Annotated in this window: 11 protein-coding genes, 4 tRNA genes, 2 rRNA genes and 3 pseudogenes; 16 read left to right on the top strand and 4 right to left on the bottom strand. The window is 50.0% G+C overall.

Annotated features, from left to right (window positions below):
• The first annotated feature begins 24 nt into the window (after window positions 1-24).
• Window positions 25-1,056 carry a LacI family DNA-binding transcriptional regulator gene (locus ACR1UW_RS11660; RefSeq protein ID WP_498933431.1) on the top strand — a complete coding sequence of 344 codons (1,032 nt, stop codon included), beginning with the start codon at window positions 25-27 and terminating at the stop codon, window positions 1,054-1,056.
• A gap of 289 nt (window positions 1,057-1,345) precedes the next feature.
• Here the strand turns inward: ACR1UW_RS11660 and ACR1UW_RS11655 are convergent, their stop codons facing one another.
• Window positions 1,346-1,780: an Hsp20/alpha crystallin family protein gene (locus tag ACR1UW_RS11655; protein ID WP_498933429.1), complete on the bottom strand. Its 435-nt coding sequence runs from the start codon at window positions 1,778-1,780 to the stop codon at window positions 1,346-1,348.
• Between the two features lie 96 nt (window positions 1,781-1,876).
• Window positions 1,877-2,158, bottom strand: coding sequence for a protein YoyC (gene yoyC / locus ACR1UW_RS11650; RefSeq protein ID WP_429883226.1), 282 nt, complete (start codon window positions 2,156-2,158; stop codon window positions 1,877-1,879).
• Window positions 2,159-2,330: 172 nt separating this feature from the next.
• Between yoyC and ACR1UW_RS11645 the strand changes: the two genes are divergently transcribed.
• The 8 genes from ACR1UW_RS11645 to ACR1UW_RS11610 all read left to right on the top strand — a co-directional run bounded on the left by ACR1UW_RS11645 (window position 2,331) and on the right by ACR1UW_RS11610 (window position 10,208).
• Window positions 2,331-2,954, top strand: coding sequence for a PepSY domain-containing protein (locus tag ACR1UW_RS11645; protein WP_498933427.1), 624 nt, complete (start codon window positions 2,331-2,333; stop codon window positions 2,952-2,954).
• Window positions 2,955-3,070: 116 nt separating this feature from the next.
• Window positions 3,071-3,598, top strand: a complete 528-nt coding sequence (locus tag ACR1UW_RS11640; RefSeq protein ID WP_487164683.1) for a hypothetical protein — start codon at window positions 3,071-3,073, stop codon at window positions 3,596-3,598.
• Window positions 3,599-3,609: 11 nt separating this feature from the next.
• Window positions 3,610-4,284: a response regulator transcription factor gene (locus ACR1UW_RS11635; protein ID WP_429883223.1), complete on the top strand. Its 675-nt coding sequence runs from the start codon at window positions 3,610-3,612 to the stop codon at window positions 4,282-4,284.
• Entirely contained in the window at window positions 4,281-5,651 is a 1,371-nt protein-coding gene (locus tag ACR1UW_RS11630) for a HAMP domain-containing sensor histidine kinase (protein ID WP_498933424.1), read from the top strand. The genes ACR1UW_RS11635 and ACR1UW_RS11630 overlap by 4 nt, the downstream gene beginning before the upstream one ends.
• Before the next feature lie 474 nt (window positions 5,652-6,125).
• Window positions 6,126-6,689 carry a DUF6431 domain-containing protein gene (locus ACR1UW_RS11625; RefSeq protein ID WP_498932906.1) on the top strand — a complete coding sequence of 188 codons (564 nt, stop codon included), beginning with the start codon at window positions 6,126-6,128 and terminating at the stop codon, window positions 6,687-6,689.
• A gap of 141 nt (window positions 6,690-6,830) precedes the next feature.
• Window positions 6,831-8,081, top strand: coding sequence for an IS481 family transposase (locus ACR1UW_RS11620; protein WP_047818978.1), 1,251 nt, complete (start codon window positions 6,831-6,833; stop codon window positions 8,079-8,081).
• Window positions 8,074-8,874: an ExeA family protein gene (locus ACR1UW_RS11615; RefSeq protein WP_020961374.1), complete on the top strand. Its 801-nt coding sequence runs from the start codon at window positions 8,074-8,076 to the stop codon at window positions 8,872-8,874. Before ACR1UW_RS11620 ends, ACR1UW_RS11615 begins: the two co-directional genes overlap by 8 nt.
• A 194-nt stretch (window positions 8,875-9,068) precedes the next feature.
• Complete coding sequence (locus tag ACR1UW_RS11610) at window positions 9,069-10,208, top strand: ISL3 family transposase (RefSeq protein WP_498933422.1); 1,140 nt, start codon at window positions 9,069-9,071, stop codon at window positions 10,206-10,208.
• 356 nt (window positions 10,209-10,564) lie between these two features.
• Here ACR1UW_RS11610 and ACR1UW_RS11605 read toward each other — a convergent pair.
• Window positions 10,565-11,752: pseudogene (locus tag ACR1UW_RS11605) on the bottom strand (IS701 family transposase).
• 421 nt (window positions 11,753-12,173) lie between these two features.
• Here ACR1UW_RS11605 and ACR1UW_RS11600 point away from each other — a divergent pair.
• The 6 genes from ACR1UW_RS11600 to ACR1UW_RS11575 all read left to right on the top strand — a co-directional run bounded on the left by ACR1UW_RS11600 (window position 12,174) and on the right by ACR1UW_RS11575 (window position 17,887).
• Window positions 12,174-13,732: ribosomal RNA gene (locus tag ACR1UW_RS11600) — 16S ribosomal RNA — on the top strand.
• A gap of 427 nt (window positions 13,733-14,159) precedes the next feature.
• Window positions 14,160-17,090: ribosomal RNA gene (locus tag ACR1UW_RS11595) — 23S ribosomal RNA — on the top strand.
• The 16S and 23S rRNA genes sit together here with 4 tRNA genes alongside, the layout of an rRNA operon.
• A 78-nt stretch (window positions 17,091-17,168) precedes the next feature.
• Window positions 17,169-17,240, top strand: a tRNA-Gly gene (locus tag ACR1UW_RS11590).
• 10 nt (window positions 17,241-17,250) lie between these two features.
• A tRNA-Arg gene (locus tag ACR1UW_RS11585) sits at window positions 17,251-17,324 on the top strand.
• Window positions 17,325-17,425: 101 nt separating this feature from the next.
• A tRNA-Gly gene (locus ACR1UW_RS11580) sits at window positions 17,426-17,496 on the top strand.
• 317 nt (window positions 17,497-17,813) lie between these two features.
• Window positions 17,814-17,887: transfer RNA gene (locus ACR1UW_RS11575), tRNA-Arg, on the top strand.
• Between the two features lie 1,036 nt (window positions 17,888-18,923).
• On the opposite strand, the pseudogene ACR1UW_RS11570 reads toward ACR1UW_RS11575, so the two are convergent.
• A pseudogene (locus tag ACR1UW_RS11570) lies at window positions 18,924-19,091 on the bottom strand (IS1634 family transposase); the annotation flags it as partial.
• A 345-nt stretch (window positions 19,092-19,436) separates the two neighbouring features.
• On the opposite strand from ACR1UW_RS11570, the pseudogene ACR1UW_RS11565 reads away from it, so the two are divergent.
• A pseudogene (locus tag ACR1UW_RS11565) lies at window positions 19,437-19,748 on the top strand (IS701 family transposase); the annotation flags it as partial.
• Window positions 19,749-19,837: the final 89 nt, after the last annotated feature.

Raw genomic sequence — 19,837 nt, 5'->3', positions numbered from 1 at the left:
ACAGAAAGGGGGTGCGAACAGACGATGGCCACGTTAAAAGAAATTGCCGAGAAAGTCGGCGTCTCGGTGGCGACCGTGTCGCGCGTGCTCAACTATGACACGACGCTGTCCGTCTCTGATGAAACGAGAAGGCGCATTTTTGAAGTCGCCCAAGAGCTGAACTACAAAACATTGCGGGAGCGAAGCCAGCAAGCGCGTGAATCGTTTCGCTTCGGGCTCATTCACTGGTATTCAGAAAGCCAGGAAATCGATGACCCGTATTATATGGCGATTCGCCTCGGGGTGGAAAAAGAATGTTTTGACCGCGGCATTGAACTGGTCAAACTGTTTAAGCAAAATGGCGTTTATCCGACCGAACGGATGGAAGGGCTTGACGGCGTCATCGCCGTCGGAAAGTTCGGCTCCAAAGAAGTCAGCACCTTTGCTTCGAGTGCGAAGCAGATCGTATTTGTCGACTGCTCGCCTGATGAGCGGCGGTTCGACTCGGTTGTCATTGACCTGCGCCAGGCGACGATCGCCGTGCTAGACTATTTGCTTGAAATGGGGCATACGGAAATCGGATACATCGGCGGCCGCGAATATGTCGACGAAGGGACGCCAATCCGTGATGAGCGCGAGGCGGCGTTTTATGAATATTTATATTTGAAAGGAATGTACAATCCGCGCTATGTATCGATCGGCGCCTTCACCGCCGAGGACGGCTACCGGCTGATGAAAGAAGCTGTCTCAAGCGGCGACTTGCCGACGGCGTTTTTCATCGCCAGCGACTCGATGGCGATCGGCGCCCTGCGTGCGCTGCATGAAGCCGGGATCGCCGTGCCCGAGGATGTAGCGGTTGTCGGATTCAATGATTTACCGATGGCTGCGTTTCTCCACCCGCCTCTGTCAACTGTAAAAGTGTACACGGAGTTTATGGGCGAAACGTCTGTTGAGCTGCTTGTTGAGCGGTTGACGACGAAGCGGGTGATATGCAAGAAAGTGGTTGTGCCGACAGATCTTGTGATCCGCGCAAGCAGTGGGGCCAATCGAAAAGGGGCTGGGTCAAAAGAGCGATAATGCTTCTATCTGAGCGCCATGGAAAAAGAGACCACCACGAAAAACCCGATAAAACCAAGGGGTTCAGAGGTGGTCTCTTTCACATACTTTAGTTCCATTTCAGTGAGCGACCCGCCACCTACGCTTCGCTTAGAGGCGGGGGCTTCAAGCGACTTGGGCGTGTTTGCCGAACGGTAAGCCGCACACCTATTCGTTGGCTAACGCCAACCGACATTCATCTCCCACTTTCACTTCGTTTCGAATCGAAAAAATGTTAAAAAGGGGCTTTTGAGTCAGCCGCTTTTTGTCATTAATGAAACTCGATGTCGACCCGTTTTTTCGTTCCTGTCGTTGTTTTCGGGATATGAATGTCAAGCACGCCGTTTTTGTACGTCGCGCGAATGTTGTCCGCCGCCGCATCGGCCGGCAGGGTGATCGAACGCTGGAAGCGACCAAAGAAGCGTTCGCGCCGGTGCATTTGTTCTTCTCTTACATCGTGGTGGCGTTGAATCGTGCCGCTGATGGTCAACATGTTGTTCTGCACGTCAATGTGCACATCCTCTTTCCGCTCCAGCCCCGGTAAATCGCACGAAACGACGTATTCGTTGGCCGTTTCATGCATGTCGATGCGCGGCATCATCTCATCCGCCCGAAAAAGCGACGGAAAATCAGTCGTGAAAAAACGATGGAAATCACGTCGCATCGTTTCCAAATGGTGAAACGGGTCATAAGGAACTAAAGGCATCGAATCTCCTCCTTTCATGATGTCGGTACATAGTTTGTTCAACTTCGTTTGTTTTATGACCAATAAATGAAAAAGTAAGCGATTTACGCTTACTTTTTATACAATAATATGATCCATCACTTCTAAATGCAGGTCAATTAAATCTAGTTTTTCCGCTTCTGCTAAAGGTGCGGCCATGATTCGTTTGACGGCATAATGAAATTTTACTTCTGGCGCTTGTCGAACGCGCGGATGGGTCATTTCATCGCGCAGCTCTTTTTCGATCGCCTCATAAAGCAACGCTTTACACGTTTCTTCTGTCAACGTCTCCTCTTTTGCCAATGCTCGATTCGACCAAAGCGAGCGGTATGCTTCAAAAAGTTGCATAAACGTAAGCACAAAAACCCCCCTTTGTTCCGTTTGTACGGTTATCATTATACAAGCGAAGAGAGAAAATGTGAAAAATTTTTCATGAACATATTAGTGCTTGTTCATATCCGTTTTTCGTTCGTTTCATTTGCAAACCGTACGATTAGAACTGTAAAACATCCCATTACAAGGAGGAACAAAAATGAACAAAAAATTTCTCATTCCAGCATTAGCACTTTCCATCGTTGGAGGTGGAATCGTCGGCGCTACATTCAAGCATGATGCGTTTGCTGCAAGCAAAACGCAGGCAACAAAAGAGGTATCTGACGAGCAAGAGCAAGACCAACTGCAAGCAAAAGCGAAAATTACAGAGAAAGAAGCGATCGACATTGCATTGCAACATGTAAAAGGGAAAGAAAATGGAACGGAACTTGAAAATGAAGACGGCGCCGTTGTGTATGCAGTCGAAGTGAAAGATGACCAAGGCAAATTAGCGGATGTGAAGGTCGATGCGCAAACAGGTGCGGTCGTGAAGATTGATAAAAACGACCAAGACAAAGCAGAAGGGGAAGAAGTAAGCGACAACGAAACGAGCGATGACGTGGAAGGAAGCGAGGCAAATTCCGTCAACATCACGAAAGAAGAAGCAACAACGATTGCGCTACATCAAGTGAGCGGCAAAGTAACAGAAGCAACGATCGAAAAAGATCACGATGAAACGGTTTATAGCATTACGGTGCAAACGAACAACGGAAAGCAAGAAGTGAAAATCGATGCAGAAACTGGAAAGGTGGTAAAAGTAGAAGCTGACGACGAAAACGAATGAGTACTCCGTCCCTTCGCCAAGAGCGAAGGGATTTGTTTTATGAAAAAATTTTCATTTCCTTTCCCTTTTTTCTTTAACATCATGCGGTATGATAAATACAAAAGGAGTGAAGACAAATGAAAGCAGTTTTTTCTCATCCCATTGTTCATGTAGGGGTGAAAATAGCAGGCGCGCTGCTAGCAGCATTAAGCGTCGCCCTGTTTGTACTTATATGGCTCACCGGACAAGCGCCACATAAAGAACTATACAAACTGTTAGGAACGATCGCAGAATTTAGCGCAATCGCCGGTGGCGGAATGTGGCTCGTTCGCCATGCGTTTATTCAAGGAAAGAAGCGAAATATTCGTTGGCAGCACGGCCTGAAAGAAGCGTTTCTTTTTTTCCGAAAACACCATACGTTATTTGGCTATCTTGCGCTTTTTCTCGTTATTAGTCATGGCACATATTTTTTCTTGCATCATGACGATAAAATGGGCAGAGTATATAGCGGCATTGGGGCGTTCGTCGCCTTGCTTCTTGTGAGCACGCTCGGGTATGTGTTACAACGGTTTAACAAAGGAAAACAGGGCAGAAGCTATAAACAGCTGCATCAATGGGCCGCGCTTTTATTTGGCGGCGCTTTAGCCATCCACTTGCTTATGTAGAGGAGGAAAGTATGTACCGACTGCTCGTAATTGAAGACGAAGAAGGATTAGCGGAATTTGTAGAACTCGAACTCCGATACGAAGGATACGAAGTGAATGTAGCACATGACGGGCGAAGCGGGCTCGAGCTAGCCATAAAAAACGATTACGACGTTATTTTGCTTGATTTGATGTTACCGGGGTTGAATGGCGTAGAAGTTTGTCGCCGCTTGCGAAATGAAAAAGAGACGCCGATTATTATGTTAACCGCAAGAGATAGCGTCATGGATCGTGTCATGGGGCTCGATAGCGGGGCGGACGATTATGTCGTTAAACCGTTTGCGATTGAAGAGTTGTTAGCACGAATTCGTGTCATTTTGCGCCGCGAAGAAAAACGGGAAGCAAAACCGCTTTTGTTAACGTTTAAAGATTTGGAGTTGGACATTGAATCCCGCGTGCTCAAACGCGGGAAAGAGCTGATTGAGCTAACGAATAAAGAATTTGAGCTCCTTTTAACGTTTATGCGAAATATTAACCGCGTACTAACGCGCGAGATGTTATTAGATCAAGTATGGGGCTATGATTATGTTGCGGAAACGAACGTAGTTGATGTGTATGTCCGTTATTTACGCAACAAGCTAAACATAGAAAATAAAGAACAATATATCCAAACTATTCGAGGCGTTGGATATGTGATGCGCGAATGATTAAAAAACTTCCGATCAAATGGAAATTGACGATTTGGTCTTCCTTGTTATTAAGCGTGCTATTTATCTCGTACAATTTGTTACAGTATCTGGTGATGGAAAAATGGATTGTGAGTTATGAGCAACAAAATATGCGGCACCAACTAACAGAAATGGAAGCATTTTTAAAAGAAAAATCGATTCAAACCCCTTCACAATTACGGCGATACGAATCATATTTTGCGACGATTAATGAGAAAAATCAACTGTTACGCATATTAGACAAAACAGGAGAACCAATCTTGACGGTGTCTCACGCTGTTCCGAATGACTGGGTGAAACCGAAGAACACTACATCGCTACAATATGAAATCGTTCGCCATGGAGAAGATCGGTTACTTATTTTACGTTCGCCGTTGACGATTTTTTCCGGTACGATCGAAATTATCCGCAACATGGAGGCGTTTGATCGCTTCCGTGATACGATTTTTCTCGTCATGATTGCAACGGGGGCAGGAGCGATTATTTTAAGCCTTTTAGGCGGCACGATTATTGCTAAACAACTTCTTGTGAACGTGCTGGCGATGACGAATACGGTGCAAAAAATTAAAACAAACGGGCTCAACGAACGAGTACCGATTAATGATACGAATGACGAACTTGCACAGCTTGGCAAGCTCTTTAATGGCTTGATGGACGATTTAGAACAAGCATTTTCACAGCAAAAACAGTTCGTTGAGGACGCCTCCCACGAATTGCGGACGCCGTTAACGATCATTAAAGGGCATTTGACGATGCTAAACCGCTGGGGAAAACATGACCCAGAGGTATTAAACAAATCGCTACAGTCAAGTTTAAAAGAAGTGGATCGGCTAATTCATTTAGTGAACGAATTGTTACAGCTATCGCGTGTCGACATAGAAACGGTAGAAGCGACAGAAGCAGTAGACGTATGCGCTGTACTAGACTCGGTCGTCCGCAACTTTTCGAGTGTGTATGACAACTACACGTTTCAACTAATCCGCAAAGAACGTGTATTTGTTTCCATCGCTGTTCAGCACCTCGAGCAAATTTTTATTATTTTGTTGGACAATGCGGTGAAATATAGCCGAGAGTCACGGAAAGACATTCATCTGTTTGTTTATGAAGAAAATGGGAAAGTGAACATCGTCATTCAAGATTTTGGCATCGGCATTCCGCAAGCAGACCTCCCTTACGTTTTTCATCGCTTTTACCGCGTAGACAAGGCGCGCAGCCGCAAACAAGGCGGCAACGGACTCGGACTTTCCATCGCCAAGCGCCTCGTCGAAAAATACGACGGAACGATTTCGATTGAAAGCAAAGAAGGGGAAGGGACAAAAGTTATCGTAACATTTCCTGTGAAATGAAACAGGAAGAGGAGAAAGAATGATCATTGAAAAAAATGAAGGGCGTGACTTGTATACTTATATATGGTGATGGAGGAGAAGGTCCCTATTCCTTTGGGGCCGCTTTTTTTGCAGTTATTTATGAGAAATAGTTCCTAATTTCATTTTTGGTTCATCACCAAATTTTGTGATTTAGTGACAAAAAAGAGAAAGCACTGACGAGATCCTGGCAATAATGTTAGCGGTGAAATAAACATTAAGGAGGTCTCGTAAGTGCTTTCTATACCACTAGGATTGCCAGAATTTAAAGTGATTAAACAAGAACTTCTTTCCTATGGTTATGCTGTAAATTATCATTTTATTTCAGCACAAAACGCCCATTTTTTTGCACATTCTTTCAGAAAGCCCTCTCCCCTTTTCTGAAGGAATGTGCTAAATTTTTTGTGAATTGTTTCGGACAAAGATTTCCATTCGTTTCAATGAGGGGGAGGAAGTGTGATCCAGTTTCACGACTTTGGCATTGACATTCAAACGTATACGGATCGTGGGAAAGGGAACGATTTTCCCGACGTGAACCAATGCCCCCACTGTTCATCCCGCCGCCCCTTGCATCGTCACGGATACTACCAACGCTATGCGTTGACGGCAGAGGGGGAGTATCACCTTTGGATCGCACGATATCGCTGTCAAGAGTGTCGCAAAACCGTGAGTGTGCTGCCTTCTTTCCTCCTCCCGTATGTTCAATATACACGATCGGTTATTTGGCAAGCGGTCAAAGCATGGTTCGAAACGCCAAGGCAAGGAGCGAAGACCAAACAGGTTGTTTTTCCCACCAAGGAGGTCATCTTGTTTTATGTCCGACGATTTTTACGGAATCTCTCTCGCTTGCATCACGCGGCGGCGAGAAGGTGGGGGATCATCGGCCCTGTAGGGAACGCAAGAACAGAACGGGCGGTTTGGTGGATGCAGACCTTGGAGGGACGGGGGGTGGGCTCGATCATCCAAGACCTGTGGACAAACGAGAGGTGGCATCCGTTTGCGGATCAAATTGCTTCCTGATTTTCTACTTAACACCAAAAATGGAGATGGTTGATGTTCCCACAAACCCTTCCTCTCGACGAATCTCGAGCCGTTTCGTAAGATAGGAGGCAGAGGGACCGGGACGGTCCAACATCACAGGGAGACAGGGAGGAGATCCGGATGGATGAATCGATGAGACACGACATCGCGCTGTTTCGGTACGGGCTGATCGCTCCGTTGGTGAATGGCCAGGTGGAGCCCAAGGCGTATTTGAATGAGGTGGGCGGGCGAGTGCATTCGATTCCTCATCAAGGGGACAAACCCATTGCGGCGAAGACGATTCTGGATTGGTGCGCCCGATACAAAAAAGGGGGCTTCGACGCCTTGAAGCCGAAGCGCCGTTCGGACCGCGGCCGCTCCAGACGTCTGTCCCCCGATGATGAGGATCATATTCTAGCATTGAGGAAGGAACATCCCACCATGCCCGTGACCCTATTCTACGAACAACTCACCAAGCAGGGGGACATTCCCACCACCCTCTCATACTTTACTATATACCGATTGTTGAAAAAACACAACCTGGTGGGAAAAGAAATCTTGCCGATGCCGGAGCGAAAGCGTTTTGCGTATGACCAGATCAATGAGCTATGGCAAGGGGACTTATCCCATGGACCCACGATTCGCGTCCATGGGAAAGCCCAGAAAACGTTTTTGATCGCGTATATCGATGACTGCTCGCGGTTAGTGCCATATGCCCAATTTTTCCCTTCGGAGAAGTTTGACGGGCTGCGGATCGTCACGAAGGAAGCGGTGCTTCGTTGCGGGAAGCCGAAACGCATTTACTCGGACAACGGGAAAATTTATCGGTCCGAGGTGCTGCAGTATGCGTGCGCCGAGATGGGAATCACCTTGATCCACACCCAGCCGTATGATCCGCAAAGCAAGGGGAAAATCGAACGGTTCTTCCGCACCGTGCAGACGCGGTTTTATCCGCTGTTGGAGCTGAATCCGCCGAAGTCGCTTGACGAGTTGAACGAGCGTTTTTGGAAGTGGCTTGAAGAAGAGTATCATCGAAAACCTCACGCCTCGCTTGATGGGAAAACGCCGCATGAGGTGTTTCAGTCCCAAGTGGAACGAGTGGTGTGGATCGAAGACATCGATTGGCTGGACGCGATTTTTCTGAAGCGGGAGCACCGCAAGGTCAAAGCCGATGGAACGATCACCTTGAACAAGCAGCTGTATGAAGTGCCGCCCCGGTTCATTGGGCAATCGATTGAACTCCGCTATGACGAACGGGGCGTCTATGTGTACGAAGATGGAAGGAAGGTGGCGGAGGCCGTTCGGGTTCGTTTGGAGGACAACGCCTATGTAAAACGCCATCGGTCCCCGTTTGCGGCGATTCCGGCGAAGGAGGGAGAACACGGTGTATAAATCGTTTTACTCCCTTTCGCGGGAGCCGTTTGCGAAAGAAACCGACCCGTCTGAGGCGTATCAAGGGGCGTCATTTCAGGAAGCGTTGCGGGCGCTGGAGTACGTGAAACGAACCCGGGGGATCGGGCTGTTGATCGGAGAGCCGGGGGCGGGCAAGACGTTCGCCCTTCGGGCGCTGAAAGAGTCATTGAATCCATCATTGTATCATGTCGTCTACTTTCCGTTATCCACCGGAGGCGTGATGGATTTTTACCGTGGTTTGGCCTTGGGATTAGGAGAGGAACCGAAGTACCGCAAGGTAGACCTCTTCCGCCAAATCCAGCAGGCGATCGAGCGATTGTATCATGAACGGCGGATCACGCCGGTGTTCATTTTGGACGAGATGCATTTAGCAAAGGATGCATTTTTACAGGACATCGCGATCTTGTTCAACTTTGAGATGGATTCGACCAACCCATTTGTCTTGATTTTGGCCGGGCTGCCCCATTTACAGGGGAAGCTGCGGCTCAATCAGCACCACCCTCTCGACCAACGGATCATCATGCGATACCGGATGGGGCCGCTGGAGAGGGAAGAGGTGGCGGGCTACATCGAGCATCGGATGAAACAGGCCGGGGCGAAGCATCCGATCTTCACCCCATCGGCGTTAGAGGCGATTGCCCTGCAGTCGCGGGGATGGCCTCGGGTGATCAACACGTTGGCCACGACGTGCCTGTTATACGGGTATCAGCTGAAAAAGGACGCCATTGACGAAGAAGTGGTGCGCATGGCCGCAGAGGAAATGGGGTATTAGCACGAAAGGGGCCGAATCGGCCTCTTTTGTGCTTTTTCTTTTCCATCGGTCCATCAGGCGCGCTGGAAATCTTCATCTGAAAGAGCGTGCAAACGTTCCGAAAGAATGTGCAAAATCCGGAACAATCCGCAAAAATTTTGCACATTATTTCAGAATCCATCTGAAATAATTTGAAAAAGTGATTCTGAAATAATGTGCTAATTTACAGTTATGCGATTCATGTAGAGAAAACAGAGACACAGGAACGTTGCCCTCATTGTGGGTTTGCCACTTCCTCTGTCCACGACAGACGGACAAGAAAAGTACGGGATTTGGCGATTTTCCATCAACCGGTGTACTTGTTCGTAAAGGTAAAGCGCTATCGGTGTTGGAATTGTTCTCAAGTGTTTTCCGCCTCTTTGGAATCGATTCCACCCAATCAACATTACACCAATCGATTTTGTGAGTACTTGTGTGAACTTTGCGAAGGCACCACCATTCAAGAGGTTAGTCGAAAGCACCGCATCCCCTATACGACATTGGAACGCATTTATTACTCCATCGCATCGAAAAAAGCAAAAGAGCGTCAAACAGCGATAGAAGCATCTTCTCAAGAAGGAATGGTGCTTAGTTTAGATGAAATCGCTGTAAAAAAGGGACATCAGTATGAAACTGTATTGATGGATGCCAAAGCCGGATCGGTCATGGGAATGCATGCCGATCGCCAATGTGACTCCGCCATCCACTTGTTGAGCCAAAATATCCTGTCGAAAGAAAGGGTCCAAACGGTGATTCTGGACATGTGGGAACCTTATCATAAGGCGGTTCGCGCCCTGTTTCCATCTGCTTCGATTGTCATCGATAAGTACCATGTGGTTCAAAAAGTGACACAAGCCTTGGATCAAGCAAGAAAGGAATTTTCTCCATGGAAAAAGGCTCGATATCTTCTCTTAAAAGGCTGTGAAAAGCTTCGTAAGGACCAACGGCGTCGATTAGACGATATCTTGGAGGAGTATCCGGTACTCTCCATTGCTTATTATCTGAAAGAGTTGTTTCGGGATTTTTACCGAACCGATGGATATAACGAAGCAAAGGAACGCTTGGAAGAATGGATTCAGTTAGCTAAACAGAGCCCTTTTGCTTCTTTTCAGCAAGCAGCCAACACGCTTGAAAGGTGGAAGGAGCCGATTCTTTCCTACTTTTTGTGCCCATATACGAATGCCCGAATCGAGGGGACGAACCACAAGATCAAAAACATCAAACGCCGGGCATACGGCTATCGAAATTTAGAACGGTTTCGTTTGCGTGTATTTCTGGAGTGTACAGGGAACACTACAGGTAGTCAGGCTGCCTAAGCACTCCCTTCTTCCGCTATCGGTATGATAGTTGGTAGAATGGAACCCGTCAAGGAAAGCACTTGACTGTTTCCATTCTACCAACTTCGTGGTCTGTATGCGGAAGAAGGATCCTGACTGATGAACCTATTTCATCCAGCTAACATGTCTCTAGGATTGAGTAGAAATCACAGAAAATGGTGAAGACCCTAAATTTTTCTTTAAGTTCTAGAAATTGTTGAGATCTAGACTCTTGAGAAGTAATGAAATTTTGGTGGAGTTCATTATATTTATCTTGAATTTTTTGTAACTCTACTGTAGATGAGTATTTTTCATTACAGTAATTTCCATTCCCTAAGAGACAAACAGGGGACCCCTTAGGCGACATGGAGCTGTTTTTTGATCACATCAATGGGAATATCTTGCTTTGCGGCGTCATAGATGAACTCGACGACGCTGTGCCCTTTCCGAGACCGAAGAAGCTCCAGGCCGGAAGAGATGTCTTGTTGAGATTCCGCGATGCTGTATACGCAGGCTAACAGCACCACGACCCAATACCGTTTCACCGCCCGAACGTGGCGAACACGGTACCCATCGAGCTTCAGCTGGTCTTTTGCCTGCCGGAAAAAGCATTCGATCGTCCAGCGCTGGGCATAGTAACGCAAGATGTCTTCGTCACTCAGCTCCCGGTCGGTGCTCAATATGACATGGAGATGATCCGGCGTCATCGGTTGATCCGCCTTCCAAGCCAGCAGCACCACCGCGTCATCAAGACCGTTGAGCGCGCCTTCGTAGCGGTAGACACGATAGCGCTCGTTCCCCACCGTGACGAGGCGGGTGTCGTTTGGCTCGATATAGCGGGCAAACTCCTTCGCTTGGATGGCGATACCTTTCGGGTAGAGAATCCGGTTCGTCTTGAGCATGGCGATGACATGGAATCCTTGTTTCAGACAGGCTTCGATGAGCGCTTGGGACGGATACCATGAATCCACGAGCACATACACCGGCTGAGCCCGCTTCCCCTTGAGCGAGGAAAGCATCTCGATCGCCAGGTCGATTTTGCTTCTTCCCGATGTCTTGTCATACAGACGAAAGGCGAGCGGAAACGCTTGCGTGAAGGTGTGCACCATCAGCCAAACAAGCGAATGCCCCCAGACCAATTGATGATCGCTGTGAGAGAAATGCCAGTCACACCCTTGAATGGCGTGCGTTGCCCGTGACGAAGGCTTCGTTTTTTGGCAAATGGTATCATCAATCGAAAGGAACAGGGGTTGATTCGTCCGTTTGGCCAGGCGTTCGATCTGGCGAAGAACCCACTCCTGAAGCTTCTCAAGCAGTTTTTCCTCGTTCTAAGGGCTTTTCGTGAAAAAGTGGCTGAGCGTGGTTCGATGATTCGGATGAAAACTCCAGTACCGGACATCCGTCAATGTCCCCGAAAATCCCTTGGTCGTCAAGGCGTCGACAAGATGAACGAGATGCTTGATGACCGGCTTCGAGAAATAAAGCGCCAATCCCAGCGTCATGAAAAACTTGTGGATTCCTTGATGATGTGCTAATCTATTCATGAGACATGAACCTCCTTGTGGGTAGTTGGTAGCACATCTATTCTAACCAAGGAATCGGGTTCATGTCTCCTTTTTTGTTTAGTTTGTAAATTTATGTTAGCAAATTTGCTCATCTACAGTAAAAAAGTAGTTGACATAAGGTGAGATAGTGTATAGAATAAAAATCGCGCTTCGACGGAATGTCGGAGTGCAACGATCGAACAATCATGAAATAAAAAAACTATTGACAAATAGTTAACACTGCGTATAATGAATAATTGCCGCGACGAAATGAACGCGGTAATAAGTTAGAAGAGAATCAGTAGTTGACATTTTTGAAAGATTGTTTATAATAGTAACTGTCGTTCCTTGAAAACTGAACGAAACGAAGCGCGACGAAAAGCGGAGGTCCGCATGGACCGAAGCAAAAGCCAATCAACTTTCTTTGGAGAGTTTGATCCTGGCTCAGGACGAACGCTGGCGGCGTGCCTAATACATGCAAGTCGAGCGGACCGAACGAGGGCTTGCTCTTGTTCGGTCAGCGGCGGACGGGTGAGTAACACGTGGGCAACCTGCCCGCAAGACCGGGATAACTCCGGGAAACCGGAGCTAATACCGGATAACACCGAAGACCGCATGGTCTTCGGTTGAAAGGCGGCCTTTGGGCTGTCACTTGCGGATGGGCCCGCGGCGCATTAGCTAGTTGGTGAGGTAACGGCTCACCAAGGCGACGATGCGTAGCCGGCCTGAGAGGGTGACCGGCCACACTGGGACTGAGACACGGCCCAGACTCCTACGGGAGGCAGCAGTAGGGAATCTTCCGCAATGGGCGAAAGCCTGACGGAGCGACGCCGCGTGAGCGAAGAAGGCCTTCGGGTCGTAAAGCTCTGTTGTGAGGGACGAAGGAGCGCCGTTCGAAGAGGGCGGCGCGGTGACGGTACCTCACGAGAAAGCCCCGGCTAACTACGTGCCAGCAGCCGCGGTAATACGTAGGGGGCGAGCGTTGTCCGGAATTATTGGGCGTAAAGCGCGCGCAGGCGGTCTCTTAAGTCTGATGTGAAAGCCCACGGCTCAACCGTGGAGGGTCATTGGAAACTGGGGGACTTGAGGGCAGGAGAGGAGAGCGGAATTCCACGTGTAGCGGTGAAATGCGTAGAGATGTGGAGGAACACCAGTGGCGAAGGCGGCTCTCTGGCCTGCACCTGACGCTGAGGCGCGAAAGCGTGGGGAGCAAACAGGATTAGATACCCTGGTAGTCCACGCCGTAAACGATGAGTGCTAAGTGTTAGAGGGGTCACACCCTTTAGTGCTGCAGCTAACGCGATAAGCACTCCGCCTGGGGAGTACGGCCGCAAGGCTGAAACTCAAAGGAATTGACGGGGGCCCGCACAAGCGGTGGAGCATGTGGTTTAATTCGAAGCAACGCGAAGAACCTTACCAGGTCTTGACATCCCCTGACAACCCAAGAGATTGGGCGTTCCCCCTTCGGGGGGACAGGGTGACAGGTGGTGCATGGTTGTCGTCAGCTCGTGTCGTGAGATGTTGGGTTAAGTCCCGCAACGAGCGCAACCCTCGCCTCTAGTTGCCAGCATTCGGTTGGGCACTCTAGAGGGACTGCCGGCGACAAGTCGGAGGAAGGTGGGGATGACGTCAAATCATCATGCCCCTTATGACCTGGGCTACACACGTGCTACAATGGGCGGTACAAAGGGCTGCGAACCCGCGAGGGGGAGCGAATCCCAAAAAGCCGCTCTCAGTTCGGATTGCAGGCTGCAACTCGCCTGCATGAAGCCGGAATCGCTAGTAATCGCGGATCAGCATGCCGCGGTGAATACGTTCCCGGGCCTTGTACACACCGCCCGTCACACCACGAGAGCTTGCAACACCCGAAGTCGGTGAGGTAACCCGCAAGGGAGCCAGCCGCCGAAGGTGGGGCAAGTGATTGGGGTGAAGTCGTAACAAGGTAGCCGTACCGGAAGGTGCGGCTGGATCACCTCCTTTCTAAGGACGAAAAGCGGAGGCCGCAATGGCCAACTGTCGATACACAGCGCTTCTCGTTTCGTTCAGTTTTGAAGGAATGAGAAATTCCTTCAAAAGCGCCTGTGCCTGCGTCTGCTAGCAGGTTCAGGGAAGCAAGATTCCTCGGCACAAAGCCGCAAGGAAGTTTGTTCAAAGAAGTCGCTTTGCGTCTACAAGTGAATTCAGAGAAGCTGGATTCCTCGACGCAAGACTGCAGAGAAGTGAATTCAATGAAGTAATCTCGTTCCTTGAAAACTAGATAACCGGAAAAGCGGAGGCGAGTGTTTCGCCGCGATGGGCAAATGTTCTTCGCCTGCAAGGGTGCTTGCACCCGGAAGGCGAAGGTTATTTGACCCCGAGCGGCGGCGAGCCGACGCTAGACAATAAGGAAGAAGCCGAGAGCGCTGTAGGTTAAGCTAGAAAGGGCGCACGGTGGATGCCTTGGCACTAGGAGCCGATGAAGGACGGGGCAAACGCCGAAACGCTCCGGGGAGCTGTAAGCAAGCGTTGATCCGGAGATGTCCGAATGGGGGAACCCACTGTCCGTAATGGGGCAGTATCCATGCCTGAATCCATAGGGCATGGAGGGCACACCCGGGGAACTGAAACATCTTAGTACCCGGAGGAGAAGAAAGCAAACGCGATTCCCTGAGTAGCGGCGAGCGAAACGGGAACAGCCCAAACCAAGAGGCATGTCCTCTTGGGGTTGTAGGACCGCTCATTGTGGGAGTGAGAAAGGAACGGGGTAGACGAACCGGTCTGGAACGGCCGGCCAGAGAAGGTGAGAGCCCTGTAGTCGAAACTTCGTTCCCTCCCGAGCGGATCCTGAGTACGGCGGGACACGGGAAATCCCGTCGGAAGCAGGGAGGACCATCTCCCAAGGCTAAATACTCCCTAGTGACCGATAGTGCACCAGTACCGTGAGGGAAAGGTGAAAAGCACCCCGGAAGGGGAGTGAAAGAGAACCTGAAACCGTGTGCCTACAAGTAGTCAGAGCGCGTTCATGCGTGATGGCGTGCCTTTTGTAGAATGAACCGGCGAGTGACGATGGCGTGCGAGGTTAAGCCGAAGAGGCGGAGCCGCAGCGAAAGCGAGTCTGAACAGGGCGAAAAGTACGTCGTCGTCGACCCGAAACCAGGTGATCTACCCATGTCCAGGGTGAAGGCCGGGTAACACCGGCTGGAGGCCCGAACCCACGCACGTTGAAAAGTGCGGGGATGAGGTGTGGGTAGGGGTGAAATGCCAATCGAACTTGGAGATAGCTGGTTCTCCCCGAAATAGCTTTAGGGCTAGCCTCAAGGGATGGAGAGTCTTGGAGGTAGAGCACTGATTGGGCTAGGGGCCCTCATCGGGTTACCGAACCCAGTCAAACTCCGAATGCCAACGACTTATGCCCGGGAGTCAGACTGCGAGTGATAAGATCCGTGGTCGAGAGGGAAACAGCCCAGATCGCCAGCTAAGGCCCCAAAGTGCACGTTCAGTGGAAAAGGATGTGGAGTTGCAAAGACAACCAGGATGTTGGCTTAGAAGCAGCCACCATTTAAAGAGTGCGTAATAGCTCACTGGTCGAGTGACTCTGCGCCGAAAATGTACCGGGGCTAAACGTGCCGCCGAAGCTGCGGGATGACCGTTGGTCATCGGTAGGGGAGCGTTCTAAGGGCGTTGAAGCCAGACCGGAAGGACTGGTGGAGCGCTTAGAAGTGAGAATGCCGGTATGAGTAGCGAAAACAGAGGTGAGAATCCTCTGCGCCGAAAGCCTAAGGGTTCCTGAGGAAGGTTCGTCCGCTCAGGGTTAGTCGGGACCTAAGCCGAGGCCGAAAGGCGTAGGTGATGGACAACAGGTTGAGATTCCTGTACCACCTCCTTCCCGTTTGAGCGATGGGGGGACGCAGGAGGATAGGGCGAGCAGGCGGCTGGAAGAGCCTGTCCAAGCCGCAAGGCTGATCCGTAGGCAAATCCGCGGATTGTAAGGCCAAGCGGTGATGGCGACGGAGTCATCCGGAAGTCCCCGATTTCACACTGCCAAGAAAAGCCTCTAGCGAGGGAAGAGGTGCCCGTACCGCAAACCGACACAGGTAGGCGAGGAGAGAATCCTAAGGCGCGCGGGAGAACTCTCGTTAAGGAACTCGGCAAAATGACCCCGTAACTTCGGGAGAAGGGGTGCTCGTTTGGGTGAAGAGCCCGAACGAGCCGCAGTGAAAAGGCCCAAGCGACTGTTTATCAAAAACACAGGTCTCTGCGAAGCCGAAAGGCGACGTATAGGGGCTGACACCTGCCCGGTGCTGGAAGGTTAAGGGGAGCGCTTAGCGGAAGCGAAGGTGCGAACCGAAGCCCCAGTAAACGGCGGCCGTAACTATAACGGTCCTAAGGTAGCGAAATTCCTTGTCGGGTAAGTTCCGACCCGCACGAAAGGTGTAACGACTTGGGCGCTGTCTCAACGAGAGACCCGGTGAAATTATACTACCTGTGAAGATGCAGGTTACCCGCGACAGGACGGAAAGACCCCGTGGAGCTTTACTGCAGCCTGATATGGAATTTTGGTATCGCTTGTACAGGATAGGTGGGAGCCTGAGAAGCCGGAGCGCCAGCTTCGGTGGAGGCGGCGGTGGGATACCACCCTGGCGGTATTGAAGTTCTAACCCGCACCCCTTAGCGGGGTGGGAGACAGTGTCAGGTGGGCAGTTTGACTGGGGCGGTCGCCTCCCAAAAGGTAACGGAGGCGCCCAAAGGTTCCCTCAGAATGGTTGGAAATCATTCGGAGAGTGCAAAGGCACAAGGGAGCTTGACTGCGAGACGGACAGGTCGAGCAGGGACGAAAGTCGGGCTTAGTGATCCGGTGGTTCCGCATGGAAGGGCCATCGCTCAACGGATAAAAGCTACCCCGGGGATAACAGGCTGATCTCCCCCAAGAGTCCACATCGACGGGGAGGTTTGGCACCTCGATGTCGGCTCATCGCATCCTGGGGCTGTAGTCGGTCCCAAGGGTTGGGCTGTTCGCCCATTAAAGCGGTACGCGAGCTGGGTTCAGAACGTCGTGAGACAGTTCGGTCCCTATCCGTCGCGGGCGCAGGAAATTTGAGAGGAGCTGTCCTTAGTACGAGAGGACCGGGATGGACGCACCGCTGGTGTACCAGTTGTCCCGCCAGGGGCACCGCTGGGTAGCTATGTGCGGACGGGATAAGCGCTGAAAGCATCTAAGCGTGAAGCCCCCCTCAAGATGAGATTTCCCACCGCGTCAGGCGGGTAAGATCCCTCGAAGATGACGAGGTCGATAGGTCCGAGGTGGAAGCGTGGCGACACGTGGAGCTGACGGATACTAATCGATCGAGGGCTTAACCTAGAAAAGCGCAGGCGAGCGGTTCGCCCCGGCTTCTTCCGACGGTTATCTAGTTTTGAAGGAATGAATTCTTCTCATGATGCGGAAGTAGTTCAGTGGTAGAACACCACCTTGCCAAGGTGGGGGTCGCGGGTTCGAGTCCCGTCTTCCGCTTTTCCATCATGCGCTCGTAGCTCAATTGGATAGAGCATCTGACTACGGATCAGAAGGTTAGGGGTTCGAATCCTCTCGAGCGCGTTTATTAACTAACTTCAAAAAAAGATATTGACAAAAAAACAATTAGCGATTATATTTTTATTGCAGTCGTTTCTAAGACAAGTCCTAATGATATTGATCATGCGGGTGTAGTTTAATGGTAAAACCTCAGCTTCCCAAGCTGAAGTCGTGGGTTCGATTCCCATCACCCGCTTTCCTTTATTTTATCGTGAATATCGTATGGATATTGTTCCAGCAGCTCAGCAGGATAGAGCAACGAGCAAAGTCATCTTTGAAATGGCTACGAGTTGCCCCGACGCATCGGGCTTCTTCGAATCGGCTTGTAGAGGAAGGGGCAGCGGAATAATGAGAGTGTCATCATGATTGCTATGTCCCAGTAGCTCAGTAGGATAGAGCAACGAGCAAAGGCTTCTATGAAACAGCTGCGAGTTGTCCCGACGCATCAAGCTTCCTTGAGTAGGCTTGTAGAGGAAGGGACAGCGAGGATATTGGAGTTTCCTAATGGATTGTGTCCCAGTAGCTCAGTAGGATAGAGCAGCGGCCTTCTAAGCCGTCGGTCGGGAGTTCGAGTCTCTCCTGGGACGTCACTTACATAAGAAAAGAACGCGCAAAAGGCGCTGGAACGAAGTTCTCCGATCGCCAGGAAAGAAGATTGATTCCATGTGCGAGAGGGGAATTTTTTATTTGGTTATAAGAGCCGACAGTGGGAATATTGGAGTGTTCTGTCGATGATGTCCCAGCAGCTCAGCAGGATAGAGCAACGAGCAAAGGCTTCTATGAAACAACTGCGAGTTGCCCCGACGCATCGGGCTTCTTCGAGTAAGCTTGTAGAGGAAGGGGCATCGGCCCTAAGCCGTCGGTCGGGAGTTCGAGTCTCTCCTGGGACGTCACTTACATAAGAAAAGAACGCGCAAAAGGCGCTGGAACGAAGTTCTCCGATCGCCAGGAAAGAAGATTGATTCCATGTGCGAGAGGGGAATTTTTTATTTGGTTATAAGAGCCGACAGTGGGAATATTGGAGTGTTCTGTCGATGATGTCCCAGCAGCTCAGCAGGATAGAGCAACGAGCAAAGGCTTCTATGAAACAACTGCGAGTTGCCCCGACGCATCGGGCTTCTTCGAATCGGCTTGTAGAGGAAGGGGCACCGGCCCTAAGCCGTCGGTCGGGAGTTCGAGTCTCTCCTGGGACGCCACTTACATACGATTCGTTCGGGTTAAAATCCTCAAAGCCCTTGATACGACCGCGTTTGCGGTCGTTTTTCATTTTTTGGGAATCTCGAAAAAACGATAGGATCCGAAAAAATTTTGCACGAATTTTGCGCGGTGATCACAGGGCATTATAGAGTTCCATCATGGTTTGATCTACCTGCCGTGATTCTTTTTTTCCTTCTCGTCTATGATGTGAGAGTAGAAATCTTCATTTGAAAGAGCGTGCAAACGTTCCGAAAGAATGTGCAAAATCCAGAATAATCCGTAAAAATTTTGCACATGACTCACATTTCGCACCCTAACAAGGTCAAAACGAAGGATTTTTTATTTCATTTTTCAGAATAACTTTTTGACCAACACAACGAGCGATGGCAATCTTTTTTTTACCATCGCTGGTCGTTCCGTATCACGTTACACGTAGATGCTCTCATCCATGCCCAATCCCTGCAGAATCCTTCGCTGATCAGGGGTAAGGGAGCGATCCAGTGAGCGTTGGATGCGCCCGTCTGGCAGCTCCAGCAGGATGACGTTCACATATTGAAACAGCTGAAAAATCGCCTGTCCCGTCGGCCGGGTCAAAATGAAAAACGCCACCCCGATCGGAGTGACGCCCTGCTTCAACATATCCCACGATACCATCATAACATGTCTAAACAGAAATATTCTGTCGTCTTTCTGTCAAAAATCTGCCGTTTTTCTGTCACTTCCTTCGAATGTGCGCCCTTTAGCTTTTTCCTTATTCAAAAAATGTTAGGAGATACCCAGGTATCAAAACAAGTAACTTGTTAACTGTAGATGAGCAAAATCACTAACATAAATTTACATCGAAACAAAAAAGGAGACATGAACCCGATTCCTTGGTTAGAATAGATGTGCTACCAAACCATTCACAAGGAGGTTCATGTCTCATGAATAGATTAGCACATCATCAAGACGAACCGGATTCTCTATCCGAACGGCGTTGCCGTCCAAGCGAAGCAGTTGGCCCGCTCCATCGAACCGAATGACACTCACCTCGTCACGGTGGGAGAAGAGCATTATCGCGTCTATCGTTACGAAGGAGCGCTCAACGGTCTCGACCATGCGGTGGTGCTGCTCGCTTGGAAAGCCAATCAGCCGATGACATCGGAACATCTTCACTGCGTCTTGAGCACCGACCGGGAGCTAAGCGATGAAGACATCTTGCGCCACTATGCCCAACGCTGGTCGATCGAATGCTTTTTTCGACAAGCTCGTGGGCGCAACCACCATTGTAAGTTCCTTTAGTTGTCCTCATCGCCTATTGGGTCGAATTTTGTCTCGTAAATGAAAACAAATTGAAACGT

This window comes from Geobacillus lituanicus (assembly GCF_050994965.1).
Classification (GTDB): Bacteria; Bacillota; Bacilli; order Bacillales; family Anoxybacillaceae; genus Geobacillus; species Geobacillus stearothermophilus.
The sequence above is the reverse complement of the archived record's forward strand: the minus strand, read 5'-3'. Positions and strand labels throughout refer to the sequence as shown.